The 18,428-nt window shown below is 33.4% G+C and carries 15 protein-coding genes and 5 pseudogenes; 2 read left to right on the forward strand and 18 right to left on the reverse strand.

The genetic code is table 11. From position 1 onward, the window contains the following. Positions 1-26 precede the first annotated feature (26 nt). The 6 genes from ACPWTF_RS20875 to ACPWTF_RS20900 form a co-directional block, all read right to left on the reverse strand. Positions 27-341 carry a helix-turn-helix transcriptional regulator gene (locus ACPWTF_RS20875; protein ID WP_379797876.1) on the reverse strand — a complete coding sequence of 105 codons (315 nt, stop codon included), beginning with the start codon at positions 339-341 and terminating at the stop codon, positions 27-29. A 16-nt stretch (positions 342-357) separates the two neighbouring features. Continuing rightward, on the reverse strand, positions 358-696 hold the full coding sequence (locus ACPWTF_RS20880; protein WP_427872840.1) for a type II toxin-antitoxin system RelE/ParE family toxin: 339 nt from the start codon (positions 694-696) through the stop codon (positions 358-360). A gap of 165 nt (positions 697-861) precedes the next feature. After that, positions 862-1,506, reverse strand: coding sequence for an alpha/beta hydrolase (locus ACPWTF_RS20885; RefSeq protein WP_427872842.1), 645 nt, complete (start codon positions 1,504-1,506; stop codon positions 862-864). Positions 1,507-1,653: 147 nt separating this feature from the next. Further along, positions 1,654-1,980: a hypothetical protein gene (locus ACPWTF_RS20890; protein WP_250835428.1), complete on the reverse strand. Its 327-nt coding sequence runs from the start codon at positions 1,978-1,980 to the stop codon at positions 1,654-1,656. 5 nt (positions 1,981-1,985) lie between these two features. Further along, positions 1,986-3,236 (reverse strand): dihydroorotase, encoded by a 1,251-nt coding sequence (locus tag ACPWTF_RS20895; protein ID WP_427872843.1) that lies wholly within the window; start codon positions 3,234-3,236, stop codon positions 1,986-1,988. Between the two features lie 159 nt (positions 3,237-3,395). Beyond that, complete coding sequence (locus ACPWTF_RS20900; RefSeq protein ID WP_427872844.1) at positions 3,396-5,324, reverse strand: BatA domain-containing protein; 1,929 nt, start codon at positions 5,322-5,324, stop codon at positions 3,396-3,398. Positions 5,325-5,554: 230 nt separating this feature from the next. Here ACPWTF_RS20900 and ACPWTF_RS20905 point away from each other — a divergent pair. Beyond that, positions 5,555-6,666 (forward strand): annotated as a pseudogene (locus ACPWTF_RS20905) (lactonase family protein). A 145-nt stretch (positions 6,667-6,811) separates the two neighbouring features. On the opposite strand, the pseudogene ACPWTF_RS20910 reads toward ACPWTF_RS20905, so the two are convergent. The 4 genes and pseudogenes from ACPWTF_RS20910 to ACPWTF_RS20925 form a co-directional block, all read right to left on the reverse strand. Continuing rightward, positions 6,812-8,159, reverse strand: a pseudogene (locus ACPWTF_RS20910) (DEAD/DEAH box helicase). Positions 8,160-8,261: 102 nt separating this feature from the next. Continuing rightward, complete coding sequence (locus tag ACPWTF_RS20915) at positions 8,262-9,026, reverse strand: TIGR02757 family protein (protein WP_427872846.1); 765 nt, start codon at positions 9,024-9,026, stop codon at positions 8,262-8,264. A 119-nt stretch (positions 9,027-9,145) separates the two neighbouring features. Continuing rightward, a pseudogene (locus ACPWTF_RS20920) lies at positions 9,146-9,595 on the reverse strand (ABC transporter ATP-binding protein); the annotation flags it as partial. A gap of 216 nt (positions 9,596-9,811) precedes the next feature. After that, a pseudogene (locus ACPWTF_RS20925) lies at positions 9,812-10,024 on the reverse strand (ATP-binding cassette domain-containing protein); the annotation flags it as partial. A gap of 397 nt (positions 10,025-10,421) precedes the next feature. Here ACPWTF_RS20925 and ACPWTF_RS20930 point away from each other — a divergent pair. Continuing rightward, on the forward strand, positions 10,422-10,706 hold the full coding sequence (locus ACPWTF_RS20930; protein ID WP_095931743.1) for a hypothetical protein: 285 nt from the start codon (positions 10,422-10,424) through the stop codon (positions 10,704-10,706). Between the two features lie 45 nt (positions 10,707-10,751). Here ACPWTF_RS20930 and ACPWTF_RS20935 read toward each other — a convergent pair whose 3' ends face one another. The 8 genes and pseudogenes from ACPWTF_RS20935 to ACPWTF_RS20970 all read right to left on the reverse strand — a co-directional run bounded on the left by ACPWTF_RS20935 (position 10,752) and on the right by ACPWTF_RS20970 (position 18,401). Next, on the reverse strand, positions 10,752-12,233 hold the full coding sequence (locus ACPWTF_RS20935) for a T9SS type A sorting domain-containing protein (RefSeq protein WP_427872848.1): 1,482 nt from the start codon (positions 12,231-12,233) through the stop codon (positions 10,752-10,754). Then, on the reverse strand, positions 12,224-13,531 hold the full coding sequence (locus tag ACPWTF_RS20940; RefSeq protein WP_427872849.1) for a hypothetical protein: 1,308 nt from the start codon (positions 13,529-13,531) through the stop codon (positions 12,224-12,226). Before ACPWTF_RS20940 ends, ACPWTF_RS20935 begins: the two co-directional genes overlap by 10 nt. 353 nt (positions 13,532-13,884) lie before the next feature. Further along, complete coding sequence (locus tag ACPWTF_RS20945; RefSeq protein ID WP_095931741.1) at positions 13,885-14,187, reverse strand: DUF6787 family protein; 303 nt, start codon at positions 14,185-14,187, stop codon at positions 13,885-13,887. Positions 14,188-14,218: 31 nt separating this feature from the next. Next, positions 14,219-14,659 (reverse strand): DUF6146 family protein, encoded by a 441-nt coding sequence (locus tag ACPWTF_RS20950; protein WP_320495199.1) that lies wholly within the window; start codon positions 14,657-14,659, stop codon positions 14,219-14,221. A 135-nt stretch (positions 14,660-14,794) separates the two neighbouring features. Beyond that, positions 14,795-16,154, reverse strand: a pseudogene (locus tag ACPWTF_RS20955) (IS3 family transposase). A gap of 107 nt (positions 16,155-16,261) precedes the next feature. Next, on the reverse strand, positions 16,262-16,825 hold the full coding sequence (locus ACPWTF_RS20960; protein ID WP_095931739.1) for a DUF937 domain-containing protein: 564 nt from the start codon (positions 16,823-16,825) through the stop codon (positions 16,262-16,264). 170 nt (positions 16,826-16,995) lie between these two features. Continuing rightward, on the reverse strand, positions 16,996-17,355 hold the full coding sequence (locus tag ACPWTF_RS20965) for a hypothetical protein (RefSeq protein ID WP_427872852.1): 360 nt from the start codon (positions 17,353-17,355) through the stop codon (positions 16,996-16,998). Positions 17,356-17,450: 95 nt separating this feature from the next. Continuing rightward, entirely contained in the window at positions 17,451-18,401 is a 951-nt protein-coding gene (locus tag ACPWTF_RS20970) for a D-2-hydroxyacid dehydrogenase (protein ID WP_263525041.1), read from the reverse strand. Positions 18,402-18,428: the final 27 nt, after the last annotated feature.

Here is an 18,428-nt window from a genome sequence, read left to right on the forward strand (position 1 = left end):
TATAGTATTGTAATGATGAAAAAAGTTTATTTATCTAAACTGATCGTTAAGTCTTTCAATTCTATTTGAAATTTGACTGTAGCTTTTAGTGCTGTAAAAACTTTAATTACAGTTTCTAGTGTTACATTTCCCGCATTTTTTTCAAGTTTGGATATTTGTGCTTTTTGAACTCCAATAAGTTTGCCTAACTCTTCTTGAGTTAAATTGCGTTCTTTACGAGTTTGCTTAATCGCATTTCCAATCAAATCCATTTGTAAATCATGTTCAAATCGATCTCTTGCAGGAGTTCCAGTTTTACCAATGATTTCATCGGTTACTTGATTTAAAGTATATGTTTTCATGTTTTTAAAATTGAATTTAATCTTTATCTTTAAAATATTCTAACCTCAATTTTTGCGCTCTTGATATTTCTTTATCAGGTACTTTACCTTGTTTCTTTATAAATCCATGTGTAGAAATTACAAGAGTGTTTTGTGCATTGGTTTTATCCCAAAAAGCTAATAGCCGATAGTAATTTCCTTGATATAAAGTCCGAAACTCCCAAATTTCATCATTTAACTTTTTAAAAAGCTCAGGATCATTTTTTGTTTGCGATTTTCGAATATTATAAATTATTTTTTCTGAATGTTTGGGTTTCAAATTTTTTAGAAAATCAAAAACTTCTTCTAGAAAGATTACATCAAAATTTTTTTCCATTTTCTTGCTATACAAAAATACCCAAAAGTTTCCTTTTGGAGAAACTTTTGGGTATTTAATTACTTTACTCTCTTTTAATAAACCATGTTCGGTTTATTAAGGCTAAAGTACAATATATAATTTGAAAGGTTGTGAAAAAAAATAAGTTTTTTCTTTCTTTTTTAGTTATAAAGCTAGCCAATTCTTAAAATCAAAGAAATTCTGAGGTGCAACTCCGTGTCCAACTGGATATTCTTTGTAAACAACAGGAATATTTAATTTCTCTAAAATTGCCGGAGTTTTTCTTGCCCACTCAATTGGAATAACTTGATCTACAGTTCCGTGTGAAGCGAAGAATTTTAAGTTTTTGAAATCATTATCTTCAAAACCTTCTTTGATAATTTCTTCATTAAAATAACCACTCATTGCTACCACTCTTTGAATTTTTTCTGGATAAGAAAGTGCTGTAGCATAACTTAAAATAGACCCTTGACTGAATCCGATTAAAGTTACATTATTAGCATCAATTGGGTAATTGGCAACCAATTCGTCAATGAAATTAGCAATTATATCACGAGAAGTTTTTGCTTGTTCATTATCAGAAAATTTATTTTGATCAGCATCGAAATTGATTGCGTACCAAGCGTAAGCGCCATACTGCAAATCGTAAGGTGCTCTAGCAGAAATAATGTAATAGTTGTCTGGAAGTTCAGAAGCAAAAGAAAATAGATCGGCTTCATTGCTGCCGTATCCGTGCAATAAAAGCAATAACGGATTTTTATCTAAAATTACTTTTGGTTCTCTTATTTTATATTCTAAAGATAGATTCATTTTTTTAGTGTTCAGGTTTTAGTATTCAGTGTTCAGCTTGATCTTTGTCAAAATTTCAAACTTTGACAAAGATTTTTAAGGTTTCAAATTTCAAATTTCAGATTCCAGTTTTGGAATTTGGATTTTTAAAACTTGGGATTTTAAAAATTAACCAATTTTTTTAAACCATTTCTGAAATAATTCCCCAACTAGCGGAATAGGTCTCGTTTGTCCTTGAATAGCATTAAAAATTCCAAAAGTCCATAGAATTGAAATACAAATCCACATTGGGAAAGTGATAAAAAAACTATCGAAATTACTGATTATTGCTCCTAAAGAAATAAAAGTTAAAGACAAACCTAAAGCTTGACGGATATGAAAAGAAGCAAAGCTATTTTTGTTCTCAGAATTCATGCTCATGGCAATCAAAACACCAATGATTAGAATGTAACTCGTTATAGCAATTGGTTTTCCTTCTTCGACTGAATTATTCATTTGTATTATTTTGTAACTAGTTGATTTTGATTTAAAATTCCGTACACAGAACCTTTAAGTTCAGTTCCTAAAAAAGCAGAATTTTTAGATTTTGAAAGAATGTTTTCTTTCGTAAAAGTTGATTTTCCTTCTGTTGTAAACAAGGTAATATTAGCTTTTGCACCTTCTTCGATTGTATTGTTTTCCAAACCAAAAATGCCTCTTGCAGCAGTTAATTTTGCTACAATTGTTTCTACTGGTAAAACTGTTAATAAAGCTCCAAAAGCGCTTTCTAAACCTATGGTTCCGTTTTTGGCTGTATCAAATTCCATTTTTTTGAATTCAATATCAATCGGATTATGGTCTGAAGTAATCAAGTCGATGGTTCCGTCAGCAACTCCGTTAAGCAAAGCTTGTCTGTCAACTTCTGTTCTTAGTGGTGGCGTTACTTTAAATCGAGTATCGAACCCGTCCAGTTTTTCATCTGTTAAAACCAAATGATGCACAGATGCGCTGCAAGTTACTTGTAGGCCTTTAGCTTTAGCTTCTCTAATTAATTCAACCGATTTTGCTGTAGAAATAGTTGGAATGTGAAGTTTTCCGCCCGTATATTCCAACAAAAATAAATTTCTTGAAATTTGCAGTTCTTCTGCCAGATTCGGAATTCCTTTTAGGCCTAATCTTGTCGAAACAATCCCTTCGTTTGCTACACCATTCCCCTTAATGTTTGGATCTTGCGAATAAGCGATTACCAACCCGTCGAAATCTTGAACATATTGTAAAGCGATTTTCAGGATATTAGCATTGTCGATGCTTTTGTTGTAATCTCCAAAAGCAATCGCTCCAGAATTTTTCATATCAAAAAGTTCTGCCATATCTTTTCCTTCGCTGGCTTTAGTTAAAGCGCCGATTGGGAAAATTTCTGTAGCAAAACCATTTGCTTTATTTTTTACAAAATTTACTTGAGATTGATTGTCAATAATTGGTAAAGAGTTGGGTTGTAATGCAATTGCTGTGAATCCGCTTTTGGCAGCAACATTCAATCCGTTTGCTATCGTTTCTCTGTCTTCGTAGCCTGGCTCGCCCAGCGAGACACTGCTGTCAAACCAGCCTTGAGAAACATGAAGATCATCAAATCGTACTACTTCTGCATCGTCATTTGGAAGAGAAACGCCTATTTTTTCTATTACACCATCTGCAATTAAAAGATCAACGGTCTGATTGTGAAACGGACTTTTTGAGTCGATAATTTTGGCGCTTTTGATGATTAGTTTCATATTTTGAATATTTATTTTTATTAAAACATTAAATGTTTTTTTATTTACTACCATTAAGAAATTAAGTTAATAAAGAGAAGAACTTAATTTTCTAAACATTAAAAAAGTAAGTTCATAAAGTAAAAACTTAATAATCTTAATGTCTTAATGGTAAAAAAATCATTTCACAAATTTTATAATTGCCATTTCTAATGCTAAAAATAACAGTGCAAAGATAACAAACCATTTCCAAATTTGGCTGTCTGTTCGTTCTGTTTGTAGTGTATTAAAAATGGTTGAAATGGTATCGGCAGTTTTAAAATCAGAAACTACATTTGTGTTTACTTGGCTCAAATCGCTTTCGGTTCTTTTGTAATTAAAACTGATATTTTCAACCCATTCTTTTTTGTCAAAAACGCTGTAATTTCCAGCGGTTTCAGGAAAATCATTGAATGTTAATTTGACTTTATTATTTAAAATCTGCTGAATCGGAATAAACGAATCGTCTGTTCCTTTAACTTCCAAAATGGCATCTTTAGTCAATAAAACATCTACAAAGTAAGGCTGGTTGTTTCCAATTGTCAAAGCATTTACGCCTGTTTTCTGATTGTTCTGAGCGATTTTATAAAATAACGGAACAATTAAAGGAGATTGCTGAAAATTGGAATTGGCACTATTTATTGGCGCGGTAAAAACCGTTATTCCAGAAACCTGATTTTGAACAGCAGTTACAAACGCGGTTTGGTCTTCAAATGAAAGTACAGCTGGATAAGAACTCGAAACAGCAAACGAACTATTTACTTTTGGATATTGAAAATTGGTTATTTTGTTTTCGAAAACGCCTGAAAATAAAGGATGGTCGAAATTAATTTTAGTGATTAATTTGCTGTTGGTTTCTAAATTTCCGAATTGAATTTTTCCAAAATTCCCCAATAATGCATTTAAGCTCGAAAGAGAAGTTTTCTCAGATGGAATGACAACCAAATTTCCGCCTTTAGAAACAAAAGCTTTTAAAGTCGTCTGCAATGTCTGCGGAATATCAATTAATTCGTTCAGAATAATCGTATTTTGTTTTTCTAAACTATTATAATCTAAAGAGCCAATTGGGTAATTGTTGTAATTGAATTCTGCCGAGGTATAAATTCTCGATAAGAAATTGCTTTTTTCAGGTTCACCAATGCTGATAACGTTTGTTTTTTTGTTTTTAGAAATGCTGAAAAACAATTTGTTGTCATAACTTAAACCATTGTCTTCAATTGTAACATATCCATGAAAAGCTTCTTTTGGAATGGTGAAATTGATTTTCTTTTTCTTGGTGTCAAAATTGATAATCGTTTTGGCGATAAGTTTATTTTGATTGTATAAGGCTGTAGAAACCGGTTTAAAATCTTTGCCATAAGCAGACAAATTAATGCCAATTTCGTAGAAGTTTTCTAAAGTCTGATTAATGTAAACGCTATCAATAGAAACATTGTTTTTCTGTTCTGCTTCTGGAACTATGAAGTAAGGTTTTTCTTCAAAATCGATAGTTGCAATATCTTTTTCTTTTAAACCAACGGCATCAGTAATAATGACAATATCTTTTTTATGAGCCGATTTATGTGCCTTAATTTTAGCTGTAATGGCTGAAAGATCAAAAGAAGTTGCGCTGTATTTTAGATTTTGTAAAGCACTTTTAGATGATTTTATATCGGTATTCCAAAAGTTTTCGGTGTTTGTTAAAAGCGAAAATTGAGTGTTTTCTGGAGTGTTTTCGAGTAATTCCTGAACAGCTCTTTTTAATAATTCGCCCTTTTTGCCTTTAGCCTGCATACTAAACGAATTATCTAAAACGATATACATTTCGTTTGAAGCATTTTTGCTGTCGGCAGCTTCAAAAAAAGGCTGTGCAAACGCAATAATCGCGCAAGCAAGCAATAATAAACGTGTTGCTAATAAAAGACGTTTTTTGATTTTAGAACTCTTTCGAGTCTGAATGGCAAGTTCTTTTAAAAATCGAACATTGGTGAAAAAAGAAGTTTTAAATCGTCTTAATTGAAATAAGTGAACCAAAATTGGAACAATCAATAAAAACAGAAAGTATAGAATTTCGGGATGTTTAAAATGCATTCTGGCTTCGATTTACTTCACTACGTTTTGTTTTTCGCGAAGATGCTGGTCAAAAATACGAATTAAAAATTATTAAACCATATAAGTTCATTTAAGAGATTATTGGTAAAGTCTAAAGCTTATATTTCTTATGTACGTGAAAAAAATGTAACTTTTGTAATTTCTTGTAATAAAGAGACTGTTTCAAATAGATATATTGTTTATTTTAGCTAATTCAAAAAAAACAAATTATGAAAAAAATATATTTAATCTTGTTTTCCGCTTTATCCATAACCGCTGTTAAAGCTCAAAATAAATTCAATTTATTAGTTGGAACTTACACCAATACCTGCCAAAGCAATGGTATTTATGTTTATGAATTTGATGCTTCTACTGGCGAATATAAATTAAAAAGTTCTTCTGAGAATGTGGTAAGCCCAAGTTATTTATCTGTCTCTGCTGATAATAAGTTTATCTACGCAGTGAACGAAAATGGAACACAAAGTACAGTAAGTTCATTTTCATATGATTCAGCATCTGGAAAGACTAATCTGTTGAATAAAAATGACGCTTTAGGAGCAGATCCGTGTCATTTGATAAATGACGATAAGCATGTAATTGTTGCCAATTATTCTGGTGGTAGTATTGCGGTTTTTAAGAAAAATACAGACGGAAGTATTACAGAAGTACAGCAGTTAATCCAGCATGAAGGAAAAGGCCGAACGCAGCGCGACAAGAGAAAGCGCATGTCCATATGGTTGTTTTTTCTCCAGATAAAAAGTTTGTGCTTTCGAATGATTTAGGTTTAGATAAAGTATTTATTTATAAATATAATCCAGCAGCTAAAAACGAAATATTGACATTAAAAGGAAGTGTTGATGTAAAGCCAGGAAGCGGTGCAAGACATTTGACTTTCAGTAAAGATGGAAAATTTGTGTATTTGGTTCAGGAATTGGATGGAACTTTGACAACATTAAGCTGGGATAAAACAGGAAGTTTGAAAGTAGTTGCAGAAACAAGCATTCTTCCAAAAGACTTTAAAGGAGGAACAGGAGCAGCGGCAATTAAACTTTCGCCAGACGGAAACTTTTTATATCTTACGGATCGTGTAGACGCCAATGCAATTTCAGTATACAAAATTCTTAAGACAGGAGCTTTAGAATTGGTAGAACAGCAAAGTACTTTAGGAAAATGACCAAGAGATTTTGCGATTGATCCAACAGGAAATTACCTTTTAGTAGGACATCAATATACTAATGATATCGTTATTTTTAAAAGAGATATCGCAACAGGAAAACTGACAGACACTGGAAGAAGAATTCAATTATGTTCGCCAGTAGGACTTCTATTTACGAAAATTTAGAAAAAAGGTTCTAAGTTGCTAAGATACTAAGCTTCTAAGCTAAAAAAAAGGGTAAAGATTCAAAGAATCTTTACCCTTTTTTATGTAGTAATAGAAAAAAAACTTAGAACCTTAGCAACTTAGTAACTTAGCATCTAAAAAAAACTTATTTTTTCTTCTTCTTCTCGTTTCTTGTCTTCAACATATTTCTGTTAACAGAACCGTGAGTTTTCTTTTTGGTTTTTGAAGTGACCTCCAAGATTTACTTTTTGGTTCTTTTTAGATTTTTCATGAAAAGCTCCATCACCTGCTAGTTTTGGTTTTTTCATTAAAAACTTTCTTGGCAATTTATCTTTTTCAGCTTCGATCAGTTTTTCTGAGATTTCGACTTCTTCAGGGAAATCAGCAATTTTAAGCTCCTGATCCATTAAAAGTTCCGTTTCAATTTTGAATTCTTCTTCTCTTGGAGTAACAAAACTAATTGCAGTTCCCGTTGCGTCTGCACGACCCGTACGACCAATTCTGTGCATGTACAATTCTGGTTCTTCTGGAAGTTCAAAGTTAATTACGTGCGTGATGTTAGAAATATCCAAACCTCTTGCCATAACGTCGGTTGTAATTAAGCCGCGAAGATTTCCTTCTTGAAATTCTGCCATTGTGCTCAAACGGTAGTTTTGGGATTTGTTCGAGTGAATTACACCAAATTGTCCTTCAAAAAGCTCATCAATACGATTGAAAAGCATATCTGAAATCTTTTTATTATTTACGAAAACCAAAATACGACTCATACTTTCATCGTTTTCCAGTAAATGTTTTAAAAGATTTACTTTGGTATTGAAATTCGGAACATTATAAGTAAGCTGCGTAATTTTTTCAAGCGGAGTTCCTGATGGTGCCAATGTAACTTCTTCAGGAAAATCGAAATAATCATTTAATAAATCATCGACTTCATCTGTCATCGTTGCAGAGAACAAAATGTTTTGACGTTTGGTTTTCATCATCGCAAAAAGCGAAGTCAGCTGTGGTCTGAAACCTAAATTCAGCATTTCGTCAAACTCGTCGATCACTAGTTTTTGTGTTTCGTCAAAACGAACGACAGCATCAAGAGCTAAGTCCATAGTACGTCCAGGCGTTCCAACTAAAATGTCAACACCTTCGTAAACGGCCTTTTTCTGCGTATTGATGTTTACACCTCCGTAAATACCCAACGTTTTAACCGACATATAGGTAGTCAGTTTTTCTACTTCTTCAACTACTTGAACCACTAGCTCACGAGTTGGAACTAGAATTACAATTTTTGGCGTATTGGTATGAGTAAATTTATAAAGCTTTAAAAGAGGTAGTAAATAAGCAAATGTTTTACCGGTTCCGGTTTGTGCAATTCCCATCATATCACGTCCAGACATGATTACAGAAAAAGATTTTTCTTGAATAGGAGTAGGCGTAACAAATCCTAATTCGTCAACTGCTTTTTGTAATGATTTTGGAAGATTAAATTTTTCGAAAGTGCTCATTTGCTTTTAATTTTGTGCAAATGTACGTTAAATTCGTGGTTTGTTTAGCAAATTCTTAAAATCATCTAATAATTTGTTAGTCTAACTGTTTAATTTTCAATATTAAAACCCTTCAAAAACCCCTAATCCGAACAAGGCAAAATCGTATTTTACAGGATCTTGCGCATCCATTTTTCTTAATTTGGTATCTAATTCTAATAAAGCTTTAGCATCATTTTGCTTTCGCGAAAGAATTCCAAGTTTGCGGGCAACATTACCCGAGTGAACGTCTAGTGGACAAGATAAAACTGATGGGGAAATACTTTTCCAGATTCCTAAATCGACACCTTTTGCATCTTGGCGAACCATCCAGCGCAGATACATGTTGATTCTTTTTGCTGCCGAATTGTTTAATGGATCTGAAATGTGTTTTTGAGTTCGCGCCAAATGATCGGTTTCAAAGAATATCTTTTTGAATTCGCTGATGCTTTTCTGTAAACTGTCTTTTTCCTGATTTTTAGCAAAAACATTTTCCAGTCCATTATGGTTTTGATAAATGTTTTTTAAGCCTTTTATGAAGCCGGCAAAATCATGTCCGTTGAAAGTTCTGTGCACAAAAGTTTCTAGTCTTGCCAAGTCTTCGTCAGAATGTGACATAACGAAATCGTAAGGCGTGTTGCCCATTAATTCCATCATTTTATGCGAATTCTTGATAATCATTTTACGGTTTCCCCAAGCAATAGAAGCGCTAAGAAAACCCGCAATTTCGATATCTTCTTTTTGAGTAAAGAGATGCGGAATCTGTACAGGATCACTTTCTATAAAATCCTGATTGTTATATTGAATGACTTTTTCGTCTAGAAATTCTTTGAGTTCTTTTTGGTTCATTTTAAATGAAATATTCTTTTATGTTCGAGTGCCCTAGCCCTGATGGGAGGGAAAATCCTTTTATGCCGGGGTTCGGCATAAAAGATTGGAAGGACAGCAGGAAATAGCTCCTAATTAACTTAATTGCTAATTTGTCCGTCGACCATTACTAATTTTCTATCAGCCATATTGGCCAATTCTTCGTTGTGGGTTACAATGACAAAAGTCTGTCCGAACTCGTCTCGAAGCTGAAAAAACAATTGGTGCAGGTTTTCGGCAGAATGGGTGTCCAGATTTCCAGAAGGTTCGTCGGCAAAAATGACATCTGGTTTATTGATTAAGGCTCTTGCAACTGCTACACGCTGTTGTTCTCCGCCCGAAAGTTCGCTAGGTTTATGGTTAATTCTGTGCGAAAGACCAAGATAGTTCAACAGTTTTTTTGCTTCTTCTTCGGTTTCAGCGGTCTTTTTGCCTGCAATATGAGCTGGTATACATACGTTTTCTAGCGCTGTAAACTCAGGTAAAAGTTGATGAAATTGAAAAATGAAACCAAGATTTAAGTTTCTAAAATCGGATAAAATTTTGTCTTGTCTGCTTTTCTTTTTAAAGTAACGATTGTAATACCCTAATAGTAAAATAATGGGCATAAGTAATATTCCCCAATTGATATAACCCAAAATATCATTCTCTATTTTATTTCTAAAAAGCACTAGAAACACCGCAAGCAGAATAATATAAAAAGAGCCTAACCAAGTGATGATTTTGAATGCTTTTTCTTGATTTGAGCTATTATTTTTAATGTTTTGTAACTCGAGTACATTTTTTCCATTAATGGTTAAAGATGAATCGGGATTATGATCTGGTTTGTCTAGCGTTCCTAAAATTTGCAGTAATGTAGTTTTACCAGCGCCCGAAGCACCAACGATAGAAACAATTTCGCCTTTTTTAATATGTAAATCGACTCCTTTTAAAACTTCAAGTTTGTCGTAAAATTTATGTATGTTTTTTGCGTGTATCATGTAGTGAAACTGTTTTTACAAAGAAACGAAGAATATGATCAAAATCAAATTTCAATATGTGAAATTCCAAATTCCAAAAGGAGCGAAGCGACTTTTAGAAAATCTAAAATCTAAAATCTAAAATCTAAAATCTAAAATCTAAAATCTAAAATCTAAAATCTAAAATCTAAAATCTAAAATCTAAAATCTAAAATCTAAAATCTAAAATCTAAAATCTAAAATCTAAAATCTAAAATCTAAAATCTAAAATCTAAAATCTAAAATCTAAAATCTAAAATCTAAAATCTAAAATCGGTACGTAAATTGATATGGGAATAATGGAAATTAAATTTAGGAAAGAGATAATAGTATTTCCTGAATTATTTTTAATTTCGATTAACTTAAAAATGAATGTGTTATGCAAGATTTAGAAGTTGCAGAAGATAGCAGAATGTCAAAACTACTTATAGGGCTGGTTTTGGATGGAATTGGTATGATTTCTTTCTCGATTCCGTTTCTGGGTGAGTTTTCAGATGTGGTTTGGGCTCCCATTGCGGCAATAATTATGGCAAGGATGTATAAAGGAAGAGTAGGGAAGGTTGCTGGTGTTTTGACTTTTCTTGAGGAAATATTGCCTTTTACAGACGTAATTCCGTCTTTTACCTTGACTTGGATTTATACTTATTTCTTTCAGAAAAAATAAAAAAAGACGGTTTTAGGCCGTCTTTTTTAATTGCTTTAGTTTTAACTATTGAATGATTATTTTTTTTACATATTGTGTTTTCTTAGTCTGCGGATTTACCACTTTAATCAAGAAAACACCTTTTGAATGCAATTGGATTGTTTCTTGTGTGCCTCCTTTAATTTTTTGCTTTACTAATTCTTTTCCAGAAATATCGTAGATCTTAAGATCTAAAATTTCTGCTTCTTCATTATCAATAAAAATAGAGAAAGATCCGTTGCTTGGAATTGGCCAAACATTAAAAGCATTGTTTTTACTTTCTTTAATACTATCGTCTGTTCCTAATGTCAAGCTTTGCCCGCTTATGACATTCACTTTTCTTTTCATTGTGCCACCTTCAGAATCTGTTACGGTAAATTCAAAAGAACATAATCCGTTTGAAGTTGGTGTAAATGCAACCACATCTGAATTGAGAGTTGCATTTCCGTTTACTACATTCGAAATGGTATAAGAAACGCCACTTGTAAATCCTCTTGATAATTTTTGAATATTAATGTCAATTTTTGTTCCGTCTGGAGATTCGTAATGTGGCAGTGACATCCATTGTAAATATTCGTCTAGATGAGTATAGCCATCTAAATTAGGATCGGCATTTGCATCTGAAAAATCCCCAATTGCAGAGTTTACATTGGTTCCTATGATATTTTCCCACCAGTTTGGCAATCCATCTTGATCGCTATCCCAATTAGCATCTCTCACTACAGTCGGATAGTTTTCGAAACCACCAACATCTGCTTCATTATCTGGAAATCCAGGTTTGCCTGTTACACTTCCAACTGCAGAATACGTTCCGTTTAATGTCTCCGAAATAATTCTTTGGTCATGTTCGTCAAATTCTGGCTGGGTACATCCAACATCAGAAAGAACAATTTTATAAGCATTTTTAGCTGATTGCGTCGTTACATAAGAAGGGAAAAAAGGGGTATTTACAAAGTTGTTATACGGGACTGTATTTCCTGATGCTTTTCTTCCAGCAGTTTGGTTGGTTTCGTCGAAATAACCAGGCATTACATTTCCGTTAAAATAACATTGCTGCATTCCGGTTCCAACACCTTCATTTTGCTGATTAAAAGCAACAAATATTTTTGAACCAGCGCCAGGTTTGTAATAGTTGTTTACAAAGTTAACTTCTTTGGTTCCTCCGTCTGTAGTTCTTCCTCCCCAGTTATAAACGACATTGTTCGTAATATCCATTTTTCCAGCATAAGCACCGTTTCCGTCCAGTCCGCCGCCAAGACTCCAATTTCTGCCATAGCAATGGGCTAATAGATTATGATGGAAACTCCCGATATCTCCGCCAATTGTAGCAGCATATCCATGTTCTGTTCCTGCTGGGTAATTTTGATGATTTGCTGCATTTAAAGCCTCAGAAATAAGTGTTCTCTGAAGGGTGATGTTTTTTCCAGATCTAGAACTAAAAGATTCATCTATAGTCCAGCTGATTGAACAGTGGTCAATAATGCTATTATCTGCACCTGTTAATCCCATTCCGTCAAAAGTAGGCCTGCACCAACTCTAACACGCAAATTTTGTACAACAGCATCGTTTCCTGTTACGCCAAAAGGAGCAGAACGAATGCAGATTCCTTTTCCTGGAGCGGTTTGTCCAGCAACTGTTACGTAAGGCTGGCTTAAAACCAGACGGGATTGCAACTGAATTACACCCGAAGTATTAAAGACAATTGTTCTCGGTCCAATATCGTTTGTAACGGCTTCACGAAAACTTCCTGGGCCGCTGTCGTTTAGATTAGTAACGGCAACAACTTTTCCGCCACGTCCTCCACGTGCAAAACGGCCGTATCCTTCAGCATCAGGAAAAGCAAGCTGTGCGGGACGAAAGCGCCAAACATTTCCTTTTTCAATTCCATTTGATAAAACTTCATCAATACGCCAGTAATAAGTTGCTCCCGTATACAATCCGTTTGCTTGATAAGAATTGTTGGCTAAAGCTTGATTTCCTTTATATTCTGGTGAAGCTGTCGTTGCATTGTCAACCGCTGTTGGATCTGTTCCAAAATAGACATTGTGCGAAACAGCTCCTGACCCAGCAGTCCATTGCAACAATTTTCCGCCAGATACTAATTCTACATGTTCGTTGTTTTGTTTTGGATCTGGGTTTATAGCTTGATGAGAAATATTGGGTGTGTTTAATTCAAAACCATTAAAAATGAAGTTTTTAACATTTTCTGTTCCTGAAGTTTCTGCAGCGATTAAAATTACGACATCGGTTCCTGCTGTAGCTTGAAATCTTAAATAAGAAGACGCTGCGTCAGCTGTTTTAGTTGCTCTTACAGTTGGAATTAAATTATTGACCACTACATTTCCATCGACAGAAATATCAATTGGACTAAAGGTATTTGTGGTTGGGCTGTCTACATTGTTGAAGAAAGCCAATAAAGTATGTTCTCCTGTGGCTAAACCGCTTATTTTGAGTTCGATTTGAGCACCAAGATTTGCTGTTGTACCTTTTACTGTAAGTCCGTCACAGACTAATCTAGCGTAATAAGGGGCTTGAATTCCTGCTTTGTACCAATTGGTTCCTAAGTTGTCTCCATTAGTTCCGGTGCGACTAATTGTAAAAGTAACTCCATTTTCGGTATAAGAACTAGTGTTTCCAGAAGCAATTACCCAAGCGGTGTAATCGGGATCATTTACTTCGGCTTTCGGTCTTCCAGATTGGTCAAAGTCGATTTTTACAATCGGATTTTGAGCAAAAACCTTGTTTACGGGTGCAATGAGACAAATCATCGCCACCATAAGGGAGGATTTAAAGTAATTTTTCAGCATGTCAAATTGTGGTTTGGTTAGTAAGTAATAATTTTTGTTAGAAACATTAATTGTTTGATTATCAAGTTTAATAAATGCTTCTAACTATTGTAAAGTTTGTTATTACTTAAAATATAACTATCCTGTACCATCCTGTTCTGTATAGTGATTAAATAAAAAATTGGCATAAAAAAAATGTTATGTATTTTTTTTATGCCAATTTTTTAAATATGTAATGTTTGATAAATGCAGGGATTGATTAAACTGCAGTTTCAAAAATAGTAAACGGTCTAAAAAATGAAATTAAATAAAATTTTAGCTTAAGAGACGATCTTAACCAGAACGGTTTTTTTATTAAGTGGGTAAAAGCGGAGTTATTCTTTGAATAAAAATCCTAGTCCCATATTTTTAAGCATTTTCTTTTCGAAGTTCCAAAAGAATTTAAATTGCCCAAAAATAGTTCCAATCGCAACTAGTAAAACTTGATAAATAGGGAAGATAATAATAAGACGAATGAGTGTAAACCAGCCACCAAAATCTTCTTTAGTAATACCCAGCAAAACACAGAAAGGTTTAGAAAGCCACGCAGATGCCGATCCTGTGATGGCAAAAACGATAAATATAATTATGGCTTGTAAATTTGAGGTAATTCCCCAGCGTTTTTTTAATCTGTTCATTGCTATTTGTAATGATTACAAATATAGTATATTATCTTGACGGAACATAACCCCAAAGCTTTTGTTTGTAAGTATTTTGAAAATAAATCATGTAATTGTAAATTAAGTAATTTACTTCGTAGCCATAATGAATATCTGGACGGTAGTCAATAGACATTTCGTATAACCTTGGGCTATAACGCTGTGGCTGTAGAACACGATTATTCCATTCTGTTACATACAAATAGTTTTTGTTTTCAAGGTATTGTAAGGAGTAATAGTTTCGTGGATAGGCTCGAGAGGCAAGCCAGGTTGAGAATCCGTTATCGATTATGATGACTTCGTATTCTAATGAATCGTTTGCAATTCTAATGGTATCGTTTACCTTTTTATTTGATGCAGATACAGTATCAGTGCTGGCAATATTCTGCGAAGTTGTAGAACATGCAACAATGGTAAGTAGTACAATTAATATGGAAATGCATTTTTTCATAGCCTAAATTTACGAATTTTTTTTTAGGTTCAGAGAGGCAAAGGTTCAAAGTAACAAAGGTTTAACTTCTTGCTAATTAAAATAAAAAAGGATTACAATTTTAGACTGCACCCAAAAGTTTAGACAAATTAATAATTAAGTTTTATAATAATGAGCTCGATATTGTATCGGGCTCATTGCTTTTAGATTAAGTTTTATTCTGTCATTATTATAATAATTAATATACTCAATAATCTCCTGTTTTAATTGACCAATGGAACTGTATTTTTTAAGATAAAACAACTCTGATTTTAATGTTCCAAAGAAGTTTTCAATAATTGCATTGTCAAGACAATTTCCTTTTCTGGACATACTCTGTTTAATTCCTTTTTCTTTTAATAAGCATTGGTACTGTTTCATTTGATACTGCCATCCTTGATCAGAGTGCAGCGTTAAATTAGTATTGTCGGGTATTTTCTTAAATGCTTTTTCAAGCATCACGGCTACCTGATTAAATACAGGTCTTTCAGCCAGTTCATAACTAACTATTTCTCCATTAAACAAATCAATTATTGGTGATAAATATAATTTTTTTCCTGAGACGTTAAATTCAGTTATATCGGTCGCCCATTTTTGATTAGGCACTGATGCTTTAAAGTTTCTGCTCAGAATATTTGGGGCAATCCTGCCTTGTTCTCCTTTATAGGATTTATATTTTTTAACTCTGATCAGGCTTTTTAATCCCAACGATTTCATTAGCCTTAAAACTGTTTTATGATTGATGATTATCCCTTGAAGCTTTAATTACTAGTGATCCTCCTGTATCCGTAACGCCCCTTATGCTTAGAATAAATTGATTTTATAAGTTCTTTTACTTTTTTGTATTTATCAGCTGTTTTACTCTGTTTTTGATAATAATAAAAACTGCTGCGCGCCACATTACTGCAATTTAAAAGTAATTTTAAATCATAGAGATGCCTTAATTCCATTATGACTTGCGATTTTTGGCTTTTTCTTCGGCTTGAATTAAGGCTTGTAACTTTTTTAGATAATCAATTTCACAGCGTAATGCTTCATTCTCCAACAGAAGTTCTTCTTCCCTGGTTAAAGGTTTTTCAGATTTACTTTTTTTATCTTTAAAATCACTCATAGATTTTGGTCTCCCTTTTGGTTTTAGTTTTAATCCTTCTAAACCAAAATTAGCAAAATCTTTTTTCCATTTAATGATAATTGAATCCGAAGGAATGTTAAATCGCAAACGAGCTTCTCTTAAAGATAATGAATCCCTGCAAATTGACTTTAAAACCTTTAATTTAAAACCAATCGGATAAACCTGATTTTTTCGTGACATTAAACCTGCCCTTCCATATTCCCTGTAAAAACTGACCCATTTGCGTATATTAGATTTGCTGGTTCCTTTCTCGCTAGATGCTAATGCAAATGAATAATGTTTAACAACTACTAATTCTACACACTCAAGTTTGAATTCATAGCTGTGCTTGACTTTTCTTTCCATAAAAATGCCCCCAAATAGCGTCTAACTTTTTGGGGGCAGTGCATTTTGTAATCCTTTTTTATTTTAATTAAAAGTCTCTCTTACTTTGGGCCTTTGTATCTAAAGAGCTATTTGCTTCCAAACAGCTTTCCAATAAATCCTGCGATTCCTCCTTTGCTTTTGGTAACTACTAATACATCTGCAACATCAACTTTTCCATCGTTGTTTTGGTCAAGGCCAAATTGCATTCCGTATTTAGAAATAGTATCCATTATTCCAGATGCTTGTCCGCTGTTTCCTGAAATGGAATTTATAATATCAGAAATTTGAAAACTGCTATCGTTTGGATCTTTTGCTTTATTTACTAAAGAGCCTAAAATCTGTGGAATCAAATTGGAAGCAACTCCGCTTGAATCGGCGCTGCTTAATCCGAATTTTTGACCAAGACTTCCGCTTAATTGCTGTTGAATTTGCTGTACAACAGGGTTTGAGCTGTCAATGGGTGTGTTTCCGTTAAATAATCCGGCAATCTGATCTGTATTTCCTTCAGAAACAATCTTTTTTAATCCTTCAAAAATAGAACTGCTTGTTTCGTTTATTACGGCTTCATTATGTTCGTTTGGGACAGCGTTATTGTTTACCACAGCGTCGCCTCCGTATTGCTGTACTAATTGGGTTAATTGTTCAAACATGATATTTAAGGTTTAAAATTACACGCCAAAATTAATAAAAAAAAGAAAGATATTTACTACAAATGTAGTGATAATCCATTTAAAGATACTTTATTTTTTAATTACTTGGTTCGGCAAATTCAAGAAATTCGCTAAAACCTTATTTATATTGACTTAAATTAAAGACATTGTTAAAACTTAGTATTTGTATCTTTTATTTTGCACCAGGTTGTAACATCTTTAGGATTAAATCCAGGACAACTATTAATGTTCTTTTTAGGAAAAAATAACACATCATTATCAAATGTACTCAGGTTGAAGTAATAGTTGCTGTAATCTTCTCCATATCTCCACACATCGCTTGAGCCTTCATTGCCAGCAGTTTCATTAAAAGTAAAAATGGAAGATTGCTCAGGTATAAAATATTCTTTTTCAATAATAAGCGAAAATATATTGCCAAAGATAGAAGTGCAGAACAAAGCAATTGCAATTACAATTACAATCAGTCGAATGATCCATTTACGTCTAGAGCTTTTTTTATGTGTATTCATAGTTGTACTTTAAGTGTCCGCGAAAGTATAAAAAAGAAAGGGATTTACTACAGGTAAGTAGTAAATCCCTTTAATCGAATTTAATCTATTTTTATTTAGCTCAACAAAGTAATAATTTGTGAAGCCAATTCAGTACCAATTCTATCTTGCGCTTCTCCAGTTGCGGCTCCGATGTGTGGAGTCAAAGAGATTTTAGAGTGCATTAAGATTGCCATTTCTGGTTTTGGCTCGCTTTCAAAAACGTCTAAACCAGCAAAAGCAACTTTTCCTGAATCTAAAGCTTTTACTAGCGCTACTTCATCAATAACACCACCACGAGCACAGTTTACAATTCCAACACCATCTTTCAAGATTTCAAATTCTTTCTCTCCAATGATGTATCCATCTTGTGCAGGAACGTGTAGTGTAATGAAATCTGCTTCTTTAAATAAAGATTCTAAAGATTGAGAAACAATTTTAGTTGTGATAGACTGTCCGTCAAAAAACTCAACTTTTACATCTACTTCTGGGATAAAACTGTCGGCAGCGATAACTTTCATTCCTAAACCAAGAGCCATTTTTGCTGTAGCTTGTCCGATACGACCAATACCAACAATACCTAAAGTTTTTCCTCTTAATTCAGTTCCGTTAGCGTAAGCTTTTTTCAAACCATCAAAGTTTGAATCTCCTTCAAGAGGCATATTTCTGTTAGAATCATGTAAAAAACGAACACCAGAAAATAGGTGTCCAAAAACCAATTCAGCAACAGATTCTGAAGATGAAGCTGGAGTATTAATTACATGAATTCCTTTGCTTTTAGCATAATCCACATCGATATTGTCCATACCAACACCACCACGTCCGATGATTTTGATACCAGGGCAAGCATCGATAATATCTTTACGAACTTTAGTTGCGCTACGAACTAAAATTACGTCAATGTTATTTTCATTTATATAGTTAGCTACTTGTTCTTGAGCTACTTTTGTTGTGATAACTTCAAAACCACCTTTTTCTAAGGCTAGAATTCCGCTTTTAGAAATTCCGTCATTTGCTAATACTTTCATTGTATTTATTGTTTATTTGGTTAATCG

The sequence above is a fragment of the Flavobacterium sp. MMS24-S5 genome, from assembly GCF_050320125.1.
GTDB classification, from domain to species: Bacteria; Bacteroidota; Bacteroidia; order Flavobacteriales; family Flavobacteriaceae; genus Flavobacterium; species Flavobacterium tyrosinilyticum.